This window comes from Nocardioides sp. JCM 18998, assembly GCF_055391535.1.
On record NZ_AP043886.1, the window covers coordinates 2,721,907 to 2,740,091 of the forward strand.

The window sequence follows — 18,185 nt, forward strand, 5'->3', positions numbered from 1 at the left end:
AGACAGTCAAGGGCTCGAGACAGACGATCCGGTGGGAGCGAGGGAGCACGGCACATGGATGGTTGGACAGGGCTGCGGTCCGCATCGCTCACCCCGGTGGACGGTGCCCCGAAGCCGAGCCCGGAGACGGACATCGTCATCTCGGTCCAGGGCGTGACCAAGCGGTTCGGCTACAACACGGTGCTCGACGACGTCAGCTTCGACATCCCGCGCGGCAAGATCTCTGCGGTCCTCGGACCCTCCGGGACCGGCAAGTCGGTCCTGCTCAACACGATCATCGGCCTGATGCGGCCCGAGGCCGGACAGATCTACGTGGACGGCGAGCCGATGGTCGGCGTGCGGCATCGCGACGTGATGCGCATCCGGCGCAAGTTCGGGGTGCTGTTCCAAGACGGTGCGCTCTTCGGCTCGATGGACATCTACGACAACATCGCGTTCCCCCTGCGCGAGCACACCCGGCGCTCGGAGTCGGAGATCCGTCGGGTGGTGCACGAGAAGGCCGAGAGCCTCGGACTGGGCCGGCACCTGAACAAGCTGCCCGGTGAGATCTCCGGCGGCATGCGCAAGCGCGCGGGCCTCGCCCGAGCCCTCGCGCTCGACCCCGAGATCGTCTTCTTCGATGAGCCCGACTCCGGCCTGGACCCGGTCCGCTGCGCGTACCTCGACGAGATGGTCAAAGAGGTGCAGGCCGAGCTCGGCTGCACGTTCTTCATCATCACCCACAACATCGAGTCGGTGAAGCGCACCGCCGACTACGTCGGGATGCTCTTCCGCTCCAGCCTGGTCGGCTTCGGTCCGACCAGCGAGCTGGTCGAGAGCAAGGAGCCGCTGCTGAAGCAGTTCTTCTCCGGCAGCTCCCGCGGACCCATCGGCATGGACGAGATGGTCGACGCCGAGGGCGACCCCGACCACCTGCTGGGCTCGCTCGCCCCCGCGCCGCTCGCCTGAGCCCGCACCCCGACATCACGCATTCCCGCGGTCCCGCCGCGCCGCTCGAGAGGGAGAACACCATGACGATCGCCACCGAGGCCAACCCCGCAGAGGTCAGCCCCGCCACGCCGACGGGCGACACCCTCGGGGTGCCGGACCGGGCCCGCCGACCCCGACGGATCGGCCGGGCGGCCACCTGGCTGAGCGCCGCGGTGGTCATCCTGGCCATCGCCGCAGCCGGGCTCCTCCTCGGCTGGCGCCACAGCGCCCAGCAGGTCGACGCCCTGCGCCAGCAGGAGAGCCTGCGCTCCAGCGCGCTCGCGGCGGCGCAGACGTACGCCGTCGACCTGACCACCTACGACTACTCGAAGCTCGCGGCGCAGCAGGCCAAGCTGGCGGGGGAGTCGACATCGACGTTCCAGAACACCTTCGCGAACTCGATGAAGACCCTCGCCCCGATCTTCCAGCAGATGCACGCGACCGCGACCGGCAAGGTCGTCGACGCTGCCGTGGTGAAGGCGAGTCCCACCCAGGCGACGGTGATCGCCTTCGTCGACCAGACGGCCGACTCGACGAAGATGAGCAAGCCCGAGGCCCAGTCGAGCCGGGTCAGGCTCACCCTGGCCCGCAAGGCCGGGGGCTGGCTGCTCGATCGCGTGGACCTGGTGTGACCCGTGAGCGTTGAGCAGACCATCGAGCACCCGCCGGGTGCCCCCACCAGCACCAGGGCGCAGCGGCTGCTGCGCCGCAGCGCGCGCCCCTGGCAACGATTCGGCGACCTGATGGCGATGTTCATCGACACGACCGTCGTCCTGGTCACCTCGATCATGCGCGGCCGGTTCCCGTGGTGGGACTGCCTCGTCCAGGCCAGGTTCCTGGTCTCGGTCTCGCTCCTGCCGACCGTCCTGATCGCCATCCCGTTCGGCCTGGTGCTCGTCCTCGAGGTCGGCGGCCTCACCACCCAGCTCGGTGCGACCTCCCTGGTCGGCGGCGTGATCTCGACGGCCACCATCCGCGAGGCGGCGCCGATCATCAGCGGGATCGTGCTCGCCGGCGCAGGCGGCTCGGCCATCTGCGCCGACCTGGGCTCCCGGACGACCCGTCACGAGATCGCGGCGCTGGAGGTGATGGCGGTCGACCCGCTCGAGCGCCTGGTGGCCCCGCGCATCCCCGCGGCGATCGTGGTGGCCGTCCTGCTCAACGGGATCGTCTCCTTCGTCGGCATCATGACCGCCTACCTGGCGCACGTCTTCATCCTGCACGGCAGCGCCGGCGGCTTCCTGAGCTCGTTCAGCGCCTTCGCGACCTCCAGCGACCTGGTCGAGTCCGGCCTCAAAGCCGCGCTCTTCGGCCTCATCACCGCAGTCGTCGCCAGCTACCAGGGCCTCACCTGCGAGAAGGGCCCCACCGGCGTCGGCGACGCGGTCAACCGCTCCGTCGTGGTCACCGGCGTCTCGCTGTTCCTGGTCAACCTGGTGATCACCCAGGTGTTCCTCCTGACGGTGGACCCGGTGCTGTTGTGACGACCTCCTCCGTCCCCGCGCCCGGCGCCCACAGCACCCCGCGCCGCCCCACGCCGCCCAACCCGATCGTCGAGCAGCTGCGCTGGCTGGGCCGGATGCTGCTGTTCAGCATCGAGGTCGTGGTCTCGATCCCCGCCACCCTCGTGCGCCACACCCGCGAGGTCGGCCGCCTGATGGCCGAGATCGCCTTCGGCAAGGGTCTGCTCACCGTGGCGGCCAGCACCGTCTTCGTCTCCGCGCTGCTCTCGGCCGTGATCGGCATGCAGGTCGGGCTCGAGGGCCTGCAGGGCCTCAACATCGTCGGGCTCGCCCCGTTGGCCGGCCTGCTCGCCGCGTTCGGCAACACCCGCGAGCTCGCACCGTTGATCACCGCCTTCGGTCTGGCCGCCCAGATGGGCTGCCGGTTCACCGCCCAGCTCGGCGCGATGAAGATCAACGGCGAGGTCGACGCCCTGGAGACGATGTCCATCTCGCCGGCCCAGTACCTGGTCACCACCCGGCTGATCGCCTCCAGCGTCCTGGTGATCCCGATGTACCTGCTGGCCCTGTCCGGTGCCTACCTCGCCTCCCAGCTGACCGTCATCGTCATCGCCCAGCAGGGCTCCGGCACCTACCTGCACTACTTCCACCTGTTCCTGTCCGACTCCGACGTCTACTACTCGATCCTCAAGGTCGTGGTGATGTCGACCCTCATCACCTTCATCCACTGCTACTACGGGATCACCGCCGAGGGCGGCCCCGAGGGCGTTGGCCGGGCCGCGGGCCGGGCGATCCGGGCGAGCGTCGTCGCCATCGCCGTCTCGGACATGCTCATGACGCTGGCCTTCTTCGGCCTCGACTCCGGGGTGAAGGTGTCGGGCTGATGGATCTCCACAACATGCGGGAGAACCCCCGCATCGCCGCCTGGATGGGCGTCACCCTCGTCCTCGCTCTGCTGGCGGTCGCCGGCGCCGCGGTCGCCGACTTCAAGCACGCCTTCAGTCGCGACGTCGTCGTCACCGCCCACCTGCCCAGCCGGGGTGCGGTGGTCTCGGTCAACAGCGCCGTCTACTTCCGCGGCATCGAGGTCGGCAAGGTCATCGACGCGCCGCACGCGGTGTCCGGCGGTGAGATCGAGGTGAGCCTGCGCCTGGACCGCGGCCGGGTGGACGAGATCCCCGACACCGTACGGGTCGTCGTCGGTCCGCTGTCGGTCTTCGGCAACCAATACGTCAACCTGGTCACCCAGGACGGGTCGAGCGATGTGGCTGCCGCCGCGCCGGTCCGGGCGGGCGCCACGATCCCCGCGGTGAGCGCCGCCGAGGCGCCGTCGCTGCAGGGCACCTTCACCTCGCTCGACGCGGTGCTGCGCAGCGTGCGTCCCGCGCAGCTCAACGCCGGCCTCTCGGGTCTGGCGCAGGCGCTGTCGGGACAGGGCCAGAGCCTCGGCCACACGCTGGTCTCGGCCGACACCTACCTCAGCCAGATGCTGCCGCTGTGGCAGCCGCTGGTGCAGGACCTGCACGACTTCGCGCCGTTCGCCACCGTGCTCGCGCAGAGCGCCCCGGACTTCCTCGACCTGCTCAGGAACGTCACCGTGACCTCCACGACCCTGGTCGAGCACCGCGCCGACTTCGCCGACCTGCTCGCCAACGGCGGCAAGGTCAGCACGCAGGTGGCGCAGCTGATCGATCAGACGATGAAGGCGTACGGCCAGACGATCGACGGTGCGGAGGTGCTGTTGGACGCGCTGTCGCAGGGTCCCCAGCAGATCAACAAGCTCCTTGCCGGCATCAACCAGTTCGCCGGCGCCTGGTCCAAGACCGTCCACGACGGGACGATCGACGTCACCACCACCACGCTGAACGTCACCAACCCGGCCCAGCTCGCGCTCGCCCTGGTCAGCGGCGAGGACATCCCGGAGCGGGTGGAGCGGGCCATCGAGGGCCAGCAGGTCAACCCGCCCACCTACACGAGTGCGGACTGCCCGAGCTACGGCTCGCTGCACGCGGACTGCGGAGGGGCGCGATGAGCTGGCGACCCCCGCACCCGGGGCGACTGATCGCCTCCCTGGTCGCCTTCGCGACGCTCGCGATCGTGCTCTCGGCCATCGTGGTCTCCTCGGTGCTCAACCTCGACACCGGCTCGACCACGACCTACCACGCGCTCTTCTCCGACGCCTCCGGTCTGCGGGCCGGTGCCGAGGTCAAGATCGCGGGCATCGACGTCGGGACGGTCCGCGACGTCGAGCTCGACGGCACCGACGGCGTACGGGTGACGTTCACGGTGCGCTCGGATCGGCCGATCTCGACGGCCACCCACGCCGACGTGCGCTACGCCAACCTGATCGGCACCCGGTACGTCGCGCTGACCATGCCGGACGGCGCCGCGTCCGGGACGCAGCTCGGGGCCGGCGACACGATCCCGCTGGGGCGGACCAGTCCGGCGATCGACCTCACGGCGGTGTTCAACGGCTTCCAGCCCCTCTTCGACGCGCTCACGCCGGGGGAGATCAACCAGCTCACCGGCTCGATCATCAACGTCTTCCAGGGTGAGTCGAGCAACGTCTCCAGCCTGGTGCAGCAGATCGGCACGATCACGGCCAACCTCGCCGACCGCAAGGCGGTGATCACCTCGGTGATCACCAACCTGTCCTCGGTCCTGACCCAGGTCGGCACCGAGGGGAAGTCACTGGGGGAGATGATCGGCAACTTCGACACCGTCGTCTCCGACGTCGCCGAGCAGCGCGGGCTGCTCTCCAAGGCCATCACCGCGATGGCGCGCTTCACCAACAGCGCCGCCGACCTGACCAAGGAGGCCACCCCGGCCATCAACGGTGACATCACCGGCGTGGCCAAGGCCTCCAGCACGCTGGTCGCCAACCAGCAGGCGATCGACGACATGCTGCGCAACGCGCCGGCAGCGCTGTCGGCCCTCGACGGCACGCTGGACAACGGCAGCTACGTCAAGGTCTATCTCTGCAACCTCGACCTGCAGACCCGGGGAGCGCTCAACCTCTCCCTCGTCCCCGGACTGCCCGCTCCCCAGACGCCCGCCAACGTGACGCTGCCCAGCGGCGTCCTCGGCGACCCGTCCCGCAACAGCGAGGTGTGCCGATGAATCTTCGACTCAGCGACAAGAACCCGCTCGTCATCGCCCTGGTCTCCCTGGTCGCGCTCGCCCTGGTGGTCACGGCGTCGCTCAACCTCAAGGCGCTGCGGTTCTGGGACCAGCCCCGTGACTACGCGGCGTACCTGACGAACGCCTCCGGTCTCGCCGCCGGCGACTCCGTCCAGATCCGGGGCGTCGACGTCGGCCAGATCCAGGGCATCTCGGTCAGGGGCAACACCGTCCGGGTCGACTTCCGGGTCGACCGCGACGTCCGGCTCGGCGGCAAGACCACCGCAGCGGTCAAGGTGCTCAACCCGCTCGGCACCGAGTTCCTCAGCCTCGTACCGGCCGGTGAGGGGCGCCTCGAGGAGCCGATCCCGACCAGCCGTACGGCGGTCTCGATGTCGCTGCTCGGTGACCTCGGCCAGGTCAGCACCCAGGTCGGCGACCTCGACCTCGACCAGCTCAAGAAGGCGCTGGACGTCACCTCCACCAACCTCTCCTCGACCTCGGCGGAGGCGGTGAAGAAGGCCCTGACCGGGCTCGATCAGTTCTCCAGCACGCTGGCCCAGAACGCCGACGGGATCAAGGCGCTGGTCACGCAGGGCAGTGCCATCTCGAAGGTCCTCGACGATCGCAAGGGCGACCTGGTCGACCTGATCGGCCAGGGCCAGGTGCTGTTCACGGTGCTCAAGCAGCGCCAGGCCGACATCACCAGCCTGCTGCACGGCACCACCGACCTCTCCCGCGAGGTCAGCAACATCCTCGCCGTCAACCGCGCCAAGCTGCATCCGATGCTGCACGACCTCCAGCAGATCGCGGACGTCCTGGCGGCCGAGGACGACAACATCTCCGCGGCGCTGCCGCTCCTCGTCAAGGTCAGCGGTCATCTGGCCGCGGCGACCGGCAACGGTCCCTTCGTCGACGTGGTGGTGCCCAACGGCCTCCTGTCCGACGCGCTGCTCCAGCAGTGCACAGCCGCCGCCTTCACGGCGCCGAACAACCCGGAAGTGGGGTGCCAGCCATGACGACGATCCGGTCCGGCCTGACCAGGGGCCTGCGCCGCGCGGTGACGAGCCCGCTGACGGCGCTCACCGTCGCCGGGGTGCTCGTCGTCACGCTGGTGACGTGGGGGTTCGTCGCACTGGCGAGCGGCCCGCAGACCTACCGGGTCAGCGCGATGTTCTCCAGTGCCCCGGGCATCTATCCGGGCAACGCGGTCAAGGTGCTCGGTGTCAAGGTCGGCAGCGTCCAGGGCGTCACGCCCGACGCCGAGGGCGTGAAGGTCGACATGGCGATCGAGGCGTCCACCAGGATCCCGGAAGGGGTGAAGGCCTACCTGATGGCGCCCAACGTGGTCAACGACCGCTTCATCGAGCTGGACCCGGGCTACACCGGCGGCTCGGCGCTCCCGGCCGGCACCACGGTGCCGATGGACCGTACGGTCGTGCCCCAGTCGGTCGACCAGATCGTGGCCAGCATCGACCGGCTCGCCACCGACCTCGGCCCCGGCGGAGCCAACGAGGACGGCTCGCTCTCGCGACTGCTGCGCACCATCGCCACCACGTTCGGCGGCGACGGCAGCACCATCAACAGCGCGGTGCGCAACCTCGGCGACACGTTCGCCGCGGTCTCGGCCAACACCGACGACCTGACCGGGCTGCTCAACGACCTCGGGAGCGTGACCCACGCGGCCTCAGGCGTGAGCGGTCAGTACGAGGCGCTCGCCGGCGACCTGGCCGAGGTGTCCTCCACGCTGTCCGGCGACGACGGGGCGATCGCCTCCTCGATCGCGAACCTCTCCGACGTCCTGCGCGAGCTCAACACCTTCGTCAAGCGGAACAAGTCCCAGCTCGCCGGCACGCTGAACAGCCTGTCCCAGGTCGCGGCGACCGTAGGGGACCAGCAGAAGACCTTCTCCGAGGCCCTGCACCTGCTCCCGCTTGCGGTCGACAACACCGGACGCACCATCGCCGGCGGCAGCATCCGCACCCGGGTCGACCAGGCCTCCGGCTCGCGACTCCAGAGCCAGGTCTGCGGCGACGGCATGTTGCGGATGCTCCTGCTCACCCTCTCCCCGCAGACCGACACCCATCAGGTGATGAGCCTGGCCTGTGGCACCAACGAGCTGCTCCAGAGCTTCCAGCCCGGCGCCGGCGCCCCCGACGCCTCGGGTCTGTCGCTCACGGCGCTGCAGAGCACGGGAGGCCAGTGATGACGACCAGGGCACGCCTCGCCCCGCGGTACGCGATCGCGGCGCTGACGCTCGGCGCTGTGGCGCTGCTCGCCTCCGGGTGCGGGCTCAGCCTGCAGAGCATGCCGAAGCCGGGGGCGCACTCGTCGGACACGTACACGCTCTACGCGACCTTCTCCGACGTGCTCAACCTGCCCTCCGATGCGCAGGTGCGAGACGGCTCCCAGATCATCGGCTCGGTCGGCAGCATGTCCGAGAAGGACTACCTCGCCGACGTCGAGCTGCGCATCGACGACGACTATCACGTCCCGCGCGGCAGCACCGCCGAGATCCGCTTCGACAACCCCCTGGGCGACCAGTACGTCGAGCTGACGCGGCCCAAGGTGGACACCCAGGGCAATCTGGCGCCCGGCAGCCGGCTGGCCCTGACCGCGACATCGGCGGCGCCCACCGTCGAGGACACCCTGGGCGGACTCGCCACGATGCTCAATGGCGGCGGCATCGGCAACATCCAGGAGATCGCGCACGAGCTCAACGAGATGTTCCACGGCAACGAGGCGCAGGTCCGCGACCTGCTCGGCAAGCTCAACACCGCCGCCACCGACCTGGCCGGCGGCATCGGCAGCGTCGATGCGGCGCTGGACGCCGTCAACGCCCTGGCCGTCCAGCTCAACGCCGACGACACCACGCTGCCCGAGGGCATCAAGGCGCTCTCCGAGGCGATCGGGGTGCTGGCCGGGCAGAACGACCAGTTCAACCAGCTCCTGACCGGTCTCGACGCGTTCGGGAGGTCCGGCAACAAGGTGATCGCGGCCAGCGGTCAGCAGACCGTCCGGGCGCTGAAGAAGCTGCTCCCCGTGGTCAACCAGATCGTCGCCTCGGACGCCGAGATCACCCCGGCCCTGCAGAACCTGCAGACCCTCGAGGCCCAGGTGCCGCAGGTCACCCGTGGCGGCTATGCGCACGTGTCGATCCGGCTGCCGATCACCGTGAGCTCGGCACCCTCGACGGTCGACGGCAGCACCGCCGCGGCGCTGCTCCGAGCGCCGGTCGCCAGCCTGATGACGGGGCTGGGTCCGCTGACCACCACGAGGAGCGCGCGATGAGCGACCTGACCCAGCGGCCCCGGCTCTGGCCGCGGATGATCGCGATGGTGGTGGCCACGCTGCTCGGCGTCTACTACATCGGTCACGTCATCCTCGGCTACACCATCGGTGGCTCGAAGGACTTCGACATCCGCGTCGAGGTGCCCGAGGCGCCCGGCGTCTACCAGGACGGCACCGTGACCTACCACGGTGTCTCCGTCGGCCGGATCGCCGCGATCAACCTCACCGCCAGTGGGGTCGAGCTGGTGCTGCGGATCAACGCCGGCGAGCAGATCCCGGCCGACTCCGACGCCAACGTCCGCGAGCTCTCCGCCCTCGGCGAGCAGTACGTCGACCTGGTGCCGCGCAGCACCGACGGCCCGGTGTTCCAGGCGGGCGACGTCATCCCCGCGGCCCACACCACCGTGCCGGTCCCCATCGGCAAGGCCCTGACCAGTGGCAAGGAGTTCCTCGACTCCCTCGATCCTCAGGACCTGCACGCTGTCGAGACCCTGCTCGCCCAGGCCTTCACCGACGTGGCTCCCCAGCTGCGGCGCCTGGTCACCACCGGTCAGGACCTGACCAACGCCCTGATCGCCGGGCAGGAGGGCACCCGCCAGCTCATCCTCGACGGCGACACCGTGCTTCAGGCCGGCAACGCCACCAGCGACGAGCTGCGCACGTACGTCGCGTCCTTCGACAAGCTGACCAAGCGGTTCGCGGACTCCGACAGCGACATCTCGGATCTGCTGGCCAACGGCGGCCAGGCGCTGACCGACGTGGAGGGCCTGGTCAAGACCAGCTCGGACCCGTGGCGTGACCTGATGCGCGGCGCCAGCAAGGCGGGGAATGCGGTCCGGCAGAACCAGGCGGCGGTCGACACGCTGTTCGCCCTGCTGCCCTCGGTGGCGGGTGACCTCGGCAAGACGGCACCGGGCGGTCGGCTCAGCGGCACCCTCACCCTCAACGACGGCCAGCCGCTGTGCTCGTACACGTCGACCCTGAGCGCCCCCGGCGCCTTCGCCGCCAGCGGTCGCTCGCCCGACCAGTGCTCGACGGGCGCAGGCGCGCAGATGCGCGGCCCGGTCAACACCCCGCCGGGTGGTCGCTCATGATCCAGCACTCCACCCCGCGTCGACATCGACGGCCCGCCACATCGTGCGAATCCCGTGTTCACGCCTCATCGCACATCCAGCCGATGGGGCGCAGATATCAACGGGAAATAGACCAGGAAATACCTCTCGATGCCCACTCTGGGTTGGTGGCGAATATGGGAAGGGACTCATGATGAAGGTCCTGAGGATCAAGCCGACACCGGCCCGGATCCGCTGTCGCGGCGCTGCGGCCGGCTGCGCGGCGTTGATGGCACTCGCGTTACCGCTGGTGGCCCCGTCCAGCGCACGCGCCGATGACTACTACGCTCCTGGTGAGGAGGGATATTCGGCGAATCCCTATTACTACACGCCCGACGAGCTGCCCAGCGACCTTCCGTTCGCTGTCAGCCGTGACTCGGTGGGCAAGATGACCGTCGCCGACCTCGCGTCGGGGGCGCCGAGCTGCGCTGCACCGGCCCCGCTACCGGCAACCGATGCCGGTTCGGCCGACGGCTACAGCGTGCCGGTCCGGATCAGGCTGACGAACGGCATCATGCTGGCCGGCTACTCCGCGGCAGCGGCGCACTATGGCCAGGGGGTCCCGTACGTCACACGCCTCACCGGGCTGACCGGGTGGGTCAATGCCCGCATCCAGCTCCCCTCGATGAAGGTGCTGGTCGACCCGGGGGATGTCACCTTCTGTGGCGGCGCCCAGGTGTCGATCGCCTATCCCTCCAGCTTTCTCGCGCCGGCCGAATGGGGGCTCTGGGACATCCCCTTCGACGACTATCTCGGGCAGGCGACCTCCTTCAAGCAGCCGGACGACGGGTCGAGGTTCATTCCGTACCCGGGCACGATCACGGGCGCCCAGGTCGATCCGCTGCCTGCGGCTGCCTATGTCTACGGACCTGATGCGGCCGATCAGCTGCTCCTCCCGCCGGTCGACGAGCACGGCAACAAGCTGCTGTACGTGAGCAGCATCAACGCCAGCGTGACCGGGGTGAGCCCTGACGGGTCGCTGGAGCTCTCCGTCGGCCTCAAGATGGGCGCCACGGTCGAATCCTCGGACGGCGACCCGAACCACGTCTTCCCGATCGACATCGCCGGCACCTTCTCCACCGCCGTCAAGACGCCGGTCACTCCCCACGTGCCCAGCGGAGTCACGTGGGACATCGGAGAGCCCGGGCTGCCGCAGCGGTCATCGTCGCTGCCCTCGAAGACCTTGCCGGGAGCCGTCGAGGGCAGAACCGCGACGATCGGGTCCAACTCGTTCACGTTCGACAACACCCGCCTCAATGCCCTCGATCCGAACACGCAGAGCGGCCAGCGATATCTCGCCACGACCTTGACGACTTTCCTGTTCGGCGTCGACAAGAACGGGCAGGACATCCTGGATAACGAGGAGGATCCCAACTTGTGGGACCCGGGGCACTACTACGACTACACCCAGAATGAGTTGCCGAACGGCTTGGCGCCATTCCCGGACTTCTCGCCCGGTATCGCCGACATCAGCATGGATATGACGATCGACTCGATAGGGCTGCCGCACGGCGTTCCGTCGGGGTTCGGCTGGTCTGACTGATTGCCACATTCTTCTGCCGCTTCGGGGAGGGATTCCTGGAGGTGACGGCAGCAGCGCAGGTCGCGTCCGTGGTCTGTGAAGAAGAAGGACAAGTTAGGGAGCATCATCATGAAGCGTTCCAACCTTGCACGAGCAGCGGCCGGAGCCGCTGCCCTCGTCGGAGTCGTCGCCCTCGGCGCGGCCCCGGCCCACGCCACCAACCCGACCTGGACCGTCTACAACGAGGGCACCGGGGCGGCGTTGGCCAGCAGCGACGTCATCTCCGCCACCGGGTCGATCGTGATCGGTGCGACGATCGCCGGCACGCCGCGGACGATCACTTGTTCGTTCACCTCCGCCAACCCGCTCTCCCTCTCCGCCCCGGGTGCGCCGCTCTCCGGTCTGCCCGGCTCGACCCTCACCATCGGTCTCACCGTGCCGAGCTCGGTCACCTGCGCCAGCGGCGCCCTCACCGTCCCGGTCAGCATCAGTGGTGCCTGGTCGGTCGGCTTCACCGTGCCGGCGGCCGGTACCACGGCCGGCCAGCTCTACAACGGTGTCGTCAGCGGCACCGTGAACGCGCCGACCAACGCCATCACCGCCGATCTCGGTGCCTTCGTGGCCGGCTGCTCGGCCACCGGCCCGACCACGGCCAAGGCCTTCGCCGGCAGCTACAACGCGAGCACCGGTGCCGTCGCGGCCACCGCCAACCAGACGTTCACCGCGACCGCCTCGGGCTGCGTGGTGACCGCCACCCGCATGGTGAGCGCCTCCCTCAACCTGAGCCCGATCCTCGACCTGCAGTGGTGATCCAGCGCGCCAGCTGACCCGGCGCGCCATGAGCGAGGCCGGCCGGCGCTCGACGAGTCGGGTGGCCTGGAAAGTAGAGATTCCCAGGCCACCCGATCTCGTGAGTCTAGTTCGCCCTCGCTCCTCAGAACCGACTCCCTTCGGGGCCTTGCCGGCCCCGTGAACAGCGAAGAACGGAGCAACTCCATGAAGCCTTCTCACCATCGGCGCCTGCCCCGACAGGTGTCCGCCGTGGCCGCCGCCGCGGCGATCGCCGGGCTCGCGCTGACCGCGAGCCCGGCCCACGCCACCACACCCACCCTGCCGGCGGCGCTGGCGATGTACGCCAACTGCCCGGTCCAGAACCCCGACGTCGCCAGCTGCGTCTACATCAAGACCCACGACCTCGAGCTCAACGTCGGCAACTTCGACCTGGCGACCCAGGACCCGGTCACCCTCGAGTTCGGCCTCAAGTACCCGGCCTCCAACAACTACGAGCCGCTCTCGGTGGCGCCGACCAATGGTCACAGCGTCCTCACCTCCCCGGCGATCGAGGTGCCGGGCGGGATCTTCGGCATCCCGGGCGCCGGCGTGGGCCCCCTCGCCGCGTACGTCACCCCGGAGCTGACGGCGCTGCCGACCGTCAGCATCGACAACCTCCTGACCGGCCAGGGCACCGCCTTCGGCCTGAAGCTGCGGGCCAAGGTGAGCAACCCCTTCACCAACGTCCTCAGCCTGCTCGGGCCGGGGTGCTACCTCGGCAGCTCGACCTCGCCGATCGCCCTTCAGCTGACCACCGGCACGACCGCACCGCCGGCCCCGAACAAGCCGATCGCAGGCTCGATCGGACCGGGCACCGCCGAGGGATGGGGGATCGACTTCGCCGGGGCGAGGACCGTCGACAACGCCTTCGCCGCACCCAAGGCGACCGGTTGCGGCACCCCGTTCGGCTGGCTGAACCCGGTGGTCGACGCGATCGCAGGCACGCCGGCCGCGGCCGGCACGAACACCGCCGTGATGACCTCCGATATCCACATCACCGACGCCAACGAGGTCCGGGAGGCCCTCGGGATGGCCGACGTCTACCAGTGACGCCGTAGCGGCATCGAAGGGCTCCGGGGCATGGATGGTGTGGGGATGCCCGGCCCCGGAGCCCGCCGCGACAGCGGCCTCAGGCACAACGCGAAGAGGAGCAGGAGACCATGACCGGATCGCTCGACGAGCAGGCCCGACCCAGCAACCGGGGCAGCACCGGGGGCAGGGCTCGCCGCTGGTGGCGGTGGACGCCGCTGCTGGCGGTGGTCGCCGTCGTGTGCCTGGGCATGCCCAGCTCCGCGGCGCCACAGCAGCTCTCGCTCAAGACAGCCGCCTCCGGCGTACGACTGCCCGACGACTGCCGGCCCGACCCGAACCCGCCGCCCACCGAGTACGGCTTCGTCGCCCGCGTGTCCGGTGGCACGGTCGACGGCAGCGGTCCGCTGGCGGTCAGCGGGATCGACGCGTCGGTGTGCGGTGTCATCCGGCTGGTCAACGCCCAGCCCGGCAGCAACTGCTCGGGCATCCAGGGCCAGCTGATCATCCCGGCGGACGGGGTGGCGGTGAACGGACTGGACGCGCGCCTGGCCATCAAGGGCATGCCGGTGATCGAGCACGTGCCGACCTCCGTGAGCGTCTCGCCGATGACGAGCTACCTGTCGTGCGACTCCTCGGCCTCGGGGCTGAAGCTCGACCTGAACATGAGCCTCTCCGGATCCGCGGGCGCCTTCGGGCTCGCGTGTGACGTACCGATGAGCGGCACCCTGCACGCCACTGTCACCGGACCGCTGCTGACCGCGCCCTACGAGGGCCGCGCCACGATGTCGGGCGGCGTCTCCCTGGGCACGGTGGCCAACAACGACCAGTACTGCCCCGGCCGGCTGCCGTCGCGGATCGACACGATCGCCCAGCTGCCCGACTCCGGCTACCAGGCGAGCTGGCCGGCGAGGGTCTCGGTCTACAGCCCCCGGTAGATCCAGACCCTCCCGGCCAGCGGGCACCCACGATCAGACCCCGCTTGCTGATCAGGCGTGCTGACAGGCGTGCTGATCAGGCCGTAGCGGCCGCGACGGCGTCGACCAGCGGCGTCGAGGGCCGGCCGAGCAGGGCCTCGAGGTCGGTGGTCGGGACCTCCAGCGCGCCGCGGGCGATGCCGGCATCGCAGTCGGCGAGGATCGCCGCGAACGGCGCCGGGACACCGGCGCCGACGAGGGCGGCCTCGTACGCCTCGACGGGGAGGTTCGTGTAGCTGACCGGCGTGCCCGTGATCTCGGCGATGGTCGCGGCGAGCTGCGTGAGGGTGAAGCTCGTGCCGCCGAGCTCGTAGGTCGCCGCCGGCTCGTCGAGGAGGAGGGCGGCAGCGGCGGCCCCGGCGTAGTCGGCGCGGGTGGCGGCGCTGATCGCCCCGTCCCCGGCGGCGCCGAGCACGGTGCCGTGCTCGAGGTAGGTGGGGAGCTGGTCGGTGTAGTTCTCGATGTACCAGCCGTTGCGCAGGATGGTGCTGCGCAGGCCCGAGGCCGCGAGCGCCTTCTCGGTCGCGATGTGCTCCTCGGCCAGCGCCAGGCCTGCCTCGGTCGCCTTCGCGATGCTGGTGTAGGCGATCAGCTCGACCCCGGCAGCGACGGCCGCGTCGATCACGTTCTGGTGCTGCACCGCCCGCTGGCCGACCGCGCTGCTCGAGATCAGGAGCACGCGCGCGGCTCCGGCGAAGGCCGCGTCGAGCGAGGCGCGGTCGGTGTAGTCGGCTCGTACCGTCCGGACCCCGCGAGCGGCGAGATCGGTGATCGTGGCGGTGTCGCGGGCCGTGGCCACGATGCGGCCGGCGTCGACACCGCGGTCCAGGAGGGCCTCGACGGTGAGCCGACCGAGGTGGCCGGAGGCCCCGGTGACGACGAGGGGAGCGGGCGTGGAGGTGCTGGTCATGGGAGGTGCCTTTCGGAGCGGTGAGAGGTTCTCACCGGCTCCAACACCACATCCCGCAGAGCACTTCCCATCGGGAAGTACGCACTTTGAAGTAAGGTACTGATGTGGTGGTTAGTATCGGCGAGGCCTTCCCCGGCGGCGTGTTCCCGGCCGGCTGCCCGAGCCGGACCCTGCTCGATCACGTGATGAGCAAGTGGGGCGTGCTGGTCCTGGTCTCCCTGACCGAGGGCCCGCAGCGGTGGAGCGAGCTGCGCCGCCGGGCTCAGGGGGTGAGCGAGAAGATGCTCGCCCAGACGCTCAAGACCCTCGAGTCCGACGGTCTGGTCCACCGGGAGCAGAGGCCCGTGATGCCCCCACACGTCGAGTACAGCCTGACCGCACTGGGGGAGGAGCTCGCCGAGGTGCTGGTCCCGCTGCTGACCTGGGTCGGGCGCAACGCCGACGCGATCATCGGGCCGTCGAACTAGCCGTCATCCGCCGTCACGGGTAGTCGCGGTCGTCGCCCATCTGGTAGGCGAGCGCCCAGATCGCCAGGAAGGAGAACGAGATCAGGGCGATCGCTCCGACGGGGTACTGAGGCAGCCAGAGGAAGTTGACCACGACGTTCACGCCGCCGCCGCAGACGCCGCCGAACCGCGCGAGATTCGAGTTCGCGAGGATGCCGAGCCCGATGGCCACGCCCAGGACGGCGACGACGATGTGGATCCAGCCCCAGGTCGTCAGATCGAACTGGAACGTGTACTTCTCGCCGGTCAGGAAGATCTCGTCGTGGTTCAGGGCGGCGATCCCCATCGCGAGCTCGCACAGGCCCATCACGACGAGAACGCTGCCCGCGAACATGCTGGTCGCCGTCGACAGGCGCAGCCGCAGCGGGTGCTCGGCGGCGCGGCGCGCGCGGATGTCGCTCACCTCAGGACCCCTCCCAGGTCGGCATCGACCCGGTCGACGCACCCCTCTCCCGAAGGCACGCGCTTGGGTCTTTACCCACGTTGGGTGGGGCGGCGCCGGTTGTCGTTCACCCGTTCCGGGTGAACCCTCAGTGCGTCGACGGCTCAGTCACGACCTCGCGACGATCCTCCGACCACCGCGTGTGGAAGGTGCCGTCCTTGTCGACCCGGCGATAGGTGTGGGCGCCGAAGAAGTCGCGCTGCCCCTGGATGAGCGCGGCCGGCAGACGCTCCGAGGCCAGCGAGTCGTAGTAGGAGAGCGCCGAGGAGAAGCCCGGCGCGGGCACGCCCGAGGCCGCCGCCAGCCCGACGATGCGGCGCCAGGCCGCCTCGCCCTCCGCGATCGCGTCGGCGAAGTAGGGGTCGACCAGGAGCGACGCCAGCTCGGGCTCCTTCTCGTACGCCTCGACGATCCGGTTGAGGAACTGCGCCCGGATGATGCAGCCGGCCCGCCAGATCTTGGCGACCGCACCCAGGTCGATGTCCCAGCCGTACTCCTTCGCACCGGCGACGATCAGGTCGAAGCCCTGGGCGTACGCGACCACCTTCGAGGCGTAGAGGGCGGCGCGTACGTCGTCCTCGAACCCCTCGGGCGGCTGCACGGGCTCGGGCCGGCTCCGCGCGCTGCGCTGGACCTCCGTGCGCTGCACGGCCTTGCTCGAGACGGCACGGGCGAAGACGGCCTCGCCGATGCCGGAGACCGGGATGCCGAGTCCGAGGGCGTTCTGCACCGTCCACACACCGGTGCCCTTGGAGCCGGCCTCGTCGAGGATCACGTCGACCAGCGGCGTGCCGGTCTCGGCGTCGATCTGGGAGAGCACCTCGGCCGAGATCTCGATGAGGTAGGACTGCAGGTCGCCGTCGTTCCACGACCGGAAGATCTCGACGAGCTCGCCGACGTCGTGGCGACCGACCCGGCGCAGGAGGTCGTAGGCCTCGGCGATCAGCTGCATGTCGGCGTACTCGATGCCGTTGTGGACCATCTTCACGAAGTGACCGGCGCCGTCGGTGCCGATGTGCGTGACGCAGGGCTCGCCCTCGGCGACGGCGGCGATGCTGCGCAGGATCGGCCCGAGCGTCGTCCAGGCCTCGTCGGAGCCGCCGGGCATGATCGAGGGGCCGCGCAGCGCACCCTCCTCGCCGCCGGAGATGCCGGTCCCGACGAAGTTGAGCCCGCGCTCGCGCAGCTCGCGCTCGCGCCGGATGGTGTCGAGGAAGTTGGCGTTGCCGCCGTCGACGATGATGTCGCCCGGCTCGAAGCGCTCGGCGAGCTGCTCGATGACCGCGTCGGTGCCCTTGCCGGCCTGCACCATGATGATCGCGGTGCGCGGGGTGGTCAGCGAGTCGACGAAGTCGTCGATCGACTCCGAGGCGACGAAGCCGAGGTCCCCGTGCTCGGCCATCAGCTCCTCGGTGCGGGCATAGGTGCGGTTGTAGACCGCGACCGTGTTGCCCTCGCGGGAGGCGAGGTTGCGCGCCAGGTTCGAGCCCATCACCGCCAGTCCGACCACGCCGATGTTCGCCTTGCCGTCCGTACGGCCCGCGCTCTCCGCCATCGCAACCTCCGGTGATATGTGTGGTGTCCAGTCAGTTCCCCCAGTCAAGGCGAAGAGATGCCTGGGCGGAAGGTCCCAGGTGGACACGAGCCTCTTGCCACCCGTTGTGACGCGCGTTACTTTTCGCTTAAAGATCTAATCTAATGTGATCTTCCGAGCCGGCGGCAGGGGGCTGCGTGTTCACGGAGAACAACATCCGCGATGTCGCGATCAGCGCGGAGGCGCCGATCGCGCGGGCGCTGGCCGAGAAGCTGCTCGACCTGGACAAGAACCGCATCCACGCCACCGACGACCTGATCATCCGCAAGGCCGTCTTCGGCCTGCTCGAGACCGTGGCCGAGCTCGAGCAGCGCCTGATCGCGCTCGAAGCCCCCGAGGCGCGTGCCGCGTGGTCGGCCCGTCTCTCCGCCGATCTCGGCGCCCCGACCCCCGACGAGGTCCGCCTCGGCGATTGATGT

Annotated in this window: 19 protein-coding genes; 16 read left to right on the forward strand and 3 right to left on the reverse strand. The window is 69.7% G+C overall.

The window, feature by feature from the left end:
* Window positions 1–54: 54 nt before the first annotated feature.
* The 14 genes from ACZ5L9_RS12700 (at window position 55) to ACZ5L9_RS12765 (ending at window position 14,275) form a co-directional block, all read left to right on the forward strand.
* Window positions 55–948, forward strand: a complete 894-nt coding sequence (locus ACZ5L9_RS12700) for an ABC transporter ATP-binding protein (protein WP_464528229.1) — start codon at window positions 55–57, stop codon at window positions 946–948.
* Window positions 949–1,010: 62 nt separating this feature from the next.
* Complete coding sequence (locus tag ACZ5L9_RS12705) at window positions 1,011–1,601, forward strand: hypothetical protein (RefSeq protein ID WP_464528233.1); 591 nt, start codon at window positions 1,011–1,013, stop codon at window positions 1,599–1,601.
* A gap of 3 nt (window positions 1,602–1,604) precedes the next feature.
* Window positions 1,605–2,453 carry an MlaE family ABC transporter permease gene (locus ACZ5L9_RS12710; RefSeq protein ID WP_464528236.1) on the forward strand — a complete coding sequence of 283 codons (849 nt, stop codon included), beginning with the start codon at window positions 1,605–1,607 and terminating at the stop codon, window positions 2,451–2,453.
* Window positions 2,450–3,316, forward strand: coding sequence for an MlaE family ABC transporter permease (locus ACZ5L9_RS12715; protein WP_464528239.1), 867 nt, complete (start codon window positions 2,450–2,452; stop codon window positions 3,314–3,316). Before ACZ5L9_RS12710 ends, ACZ5L9_RS12715 begins: the two co-directional genes overlap by 4 nt.
* Window positions 3,316–4,464, forward strand: coding sequence for an MCE family protein (locus tag ACZ5L9_RS12720; protein WP_464528241.1), 1,149 nt, complete (start codon window positions 3,316–3,318; stop codon window positions 4,462–4,464). The genes ACZ5L9_RS12715 and ACZ5L9_RS12720 overlap by 1 nt, the downstream gene beginning before the upstream one ends.
* Window positions 4,461–5,552, forward strand: a complete 1,092-nt coding sequence (locus ACZ5L9_RS12725) for an MCE family protein (protein WP_464528243.1) — start codon at window positions 4,461–4,463, stop codon at window positions 5,550–5,552. Before ACZ5L9_RS12720 ends, ACZ5L9_RS12725 begins: the two co-directional genes overlap by 4 nt.
* Entirely contained in the window at window positions 5,549–6,571 is a 1,023-nt protein-coding gene (locus ACZ5L9_RS12730) for an MCE family protein (protein ID WP_464528245.1), read from the forward strand. The genes ACZ5L9_RS12725 and ACZ5L9_RS12730 overlap by 4 nt, the downstream gene beginning before the upstream one ends.
* On the forward strand, window positions 6,568–7,758 hold the full coding sequence (locus tag ACZ5L9_RS12735) for an MCE family protein (RefSeq protein WP_464528246.1): 1,191 nt from the start codon (window positions 6,568–6,570) through the stop codon (window positions 7,756–7,758). Before ACZ5L9_RS12730 ends, ACZ5L9_RS12735 begins: the two co-directional genes overlap by 4 nt.
* A complete protein-coding gene (locus ACZ5L9_RS12740; RefSeq protein WP_464528248.1) occupies window positions 7,758–8,843 on the forward strand; it encodes an MCE family protein in 1,086 nt (361 codons plus the stop codon). Before ACZ5L9_RS12735 ends, ACZ5L9_RS12740 begins: the two co-directional genes overlap by 1 nt.
* Entirely contained in the window at window positions 8,840–9,937 is a 1,098-nt protein-coding gene (locus tag ACZ5L9_RS12745) for an MCE family protein (protein WP_464528250.1), read from the forward strand. The genes ACZ5L9_RS12740 and ACZ5L9_RS12745 overlap by 4 nt, the downstream gene beginning before the upstream one ends.
* 169 nt (window positions 9,938–10,106) lie before the next feature.
* Window positions 10,107–11,498 carry a hypothetical protein gene (locus tag ACZ5L9_RS12750; RefSeq protein ID WP_464528252.1) on the forward strand — a complete coding sequence of 464 codons (1,392 nt, stop codon included), beginning with the start codon at window positions 10,107–10,109 and terminating at the stop codon, window positions 11,496–11,498.
* A 108-nt stretch (window positions 11,499–11,606) separates the two neighbouring features.
* Window positions 11,607–12,287, forward strand: a complete 681-nt coding sequence (locus tag ACZ5L9_RS12755) for a hypothetical protein (RefSeq protein WP_464528254.1) — start codon at window positions 11,607–11,609, stop codon at window positions 12,285–12,287.
* 231 nt (window positions 12,288–12,518) lie between these two features.
* On the forward strand, window positions 12,519–13,358 hold the full coding sequence (locus ACZ5L9_RS12760) for a hypothetical protein (protein ID WP_464528256.1): 840 nt from the start codon (window positions 12,519–12,521) through the stop codon (window positions 13,356–13,358).
* 110 nt (window positions 13,359–13,468) lie between these two features.
* The gene (locus ACZ5L9_RS12765; protein WP_464528258.1) at window positions 13,469–14,275 is read left to right on the forward strand and encodes a hypothetical protein; all 807 of its coding nucleotides are present in this window, start codon (window positions 13,469–13,471) and stop codon (window positions 14,273–14,275) included.
* A 76-nt stretch (window positions 14,276–14,351) separates the two neighbouring features.
* Here the strand turns inward: ACZ5L9_RS12765 and ACZ5L9_RS12770 are convergent, their stop codons facing one another.
* Window positions 14,352–15,224 carry an NmrA family NAD(P)-binding protein gene (locus ACZ5L9_RS12770; RefSeq protein ID WP_464528260.1) on the reverse strand — a complete coding sequence of 291 codons (873 nt, stop codon included), beginning with the start codon at window positions 15,222–15,224 and terminating at the stop codon, window positions 14,352–14,354.
* Between the two features lie 104 nt (window positions 15,225–15,328).
* Here ACZ5L9_RS12770 and ACZ5L9_RS12775 point away from each other — a divergent pair, with 104 nt between their 5' ends.
* Window positions 15,329–15,691 carry a winged helix-turn-helix transcriptional regulator gene (locus tag ACZ5L9_RS12775; RefSeq protein ID WP_464528262.1) on the forward strand — a complete coding sequence of 121 codons (363 nt, stop codon included), beginning with the start codon at window positions 15,329–15,331 and terminating at the stop codon, window positions 15,689–15,691.
* Between the two features lie 13 nt (window positions 15,692–15,704).
* On the opposite strand, the gene ACZ5L9_RS12780 is transcribed toward ACZ5L9_RS12775, so the two are convergent.
* Together ACZ5L9_RS12780 and gndA are read right to left on the reverse strand one after the other, a co-directional pair.
* A complete protein-coding gene (locus tag ACZ5L9_RS12780; protein ID WP_464528264.1) occupies window positions 15,705–16,133 on the reverse strand; it encodes a DUF7144 family membrane protein in 429 nt (142 codons plus the stop codon).
* A 127-nt stretch (window positions 16,134–16,260) separates the two neighbouring features.
* The gene (gene gndA / locus ACZ5L9_RS12785) at window positions 16,261–17,727 is read right to left on the reverse strand and encodes an NADP-dependent phosphogluconate dehydrogenase (protein ID WP_464528266.1); all 1,467 of its coding nucleotides are present in this window, start codon (window positions 17,725–17,727) and stop codon (window positions 16,261–16,263) included.
* A gap of 176 nt (window positions 17,728–17,903) precedes the next feature.
* Between gndA and ACZ5L9_RS12790 the strand changes: the two genes are divergently transcribed.
* Window positions 17,904–18,182 (forward strand): hypothetical protein, encoded by a 279-nt coding sequence (locus ACZ5L9_RS12790; RefSeq protein WP_464528268.1) that lies wholly within the window; start codon window positions 17,904–17,906, stop codon window positions 18,180–18,182.
* Window positions 18,183–18,185: the final 3 nt, after the last annotated feature.

Coding starts and splice junctions, on each gene's coding strand:
- ACZ5L9_RS12755 (WP_464528254.1), top strand. CDS start 11,607: ATGAAGCGTTCCAACCTTGCACGAGCAGCGGCCGGAGCCGCTGCCCTC.
- ACZ5L9_RS12705 (WP_464528233.1), top strand. CDS start 1,011: ATGACGATCGCCACCGAGGCCAACCCCGCAGAGGTCAGCCCCGCCACG.
- ACZ5L9_RS12740 (WP_464528248.1), top strand. CDS start 7,758: ATGACGACCAGGGCACGCCTCGCCCCGCGGTACGCGATCGCGGCGCTG.
- ACZ5L9_RS12765 (WP_464528258.1), top strand. CDS start 13,469: ATGACCGGATCGCTCGACGAGCAGGCCCGACCCAGCAACCGGGGCAGC.
- ACZ5L9_RS12700 (WP_464528229.1), top strand. CDS start 55: ATGGATGGTTGGACAGGGCTGCGGTCCGCATCGCTCACCCCGGTGGAC.
- ACZ5L9_RS12745 (WP_464528250.1), top strand. CDS start 8,840: ATGAGCGACCTGACCCAGCGGCCCCGGCTCTGGCCGCGGATGATCGCG.
- ACZ5L9_RS12750 (WP_464528252.1), top strand. CDS start 10,107: ATGATGAAGGTCCTGAGGATCAAGCCGACACCGGCCCGGATCCGCTGT.
- ACZ5L9_RS12720 (WP_464528241.1), top strand. CDS start 3,316: ATGGATCTCCACAACATGCGGGAGAACCCCCGCATCGCCGCCTGGATG.
- ACZ5L9_RS12725 (WP_464528243.1), top strand. CDS start 4,461: ATGAGCTGGCGACCCCCGCACCCGGGGCGACTGATCGCCTCCCTGGTC.
- gndA (WP_464528266.1), bottom strand. CDS start 17,727: ATGGCGGAGAGCGCGGGCCGTACGGACGGCAAGGCGAACATCGGCGTG.
- ACZ5L9_RS12735 (WP_464528246.1), top strand. CDS start 6,568: ATGACGACGATCCGGTCCGGCCTGACCAGGGGCCTGCGCCGCGCGGTG.
- ACZ5L9_RS12730 (WP_464528245.1), top strand. CDS start 5,549: ATGAATCTTCGACTCAGCGACAAGAACCCGCTCGTCATCGCCCTGGTC.
- ACZ5L9_RS12770 (WP_464528260.1), bottom strand. CDS start 15,224: ATGACCAGCACCTCCACGCCCGCTCCCCTCGTCGTCACCGGGGCCTCC.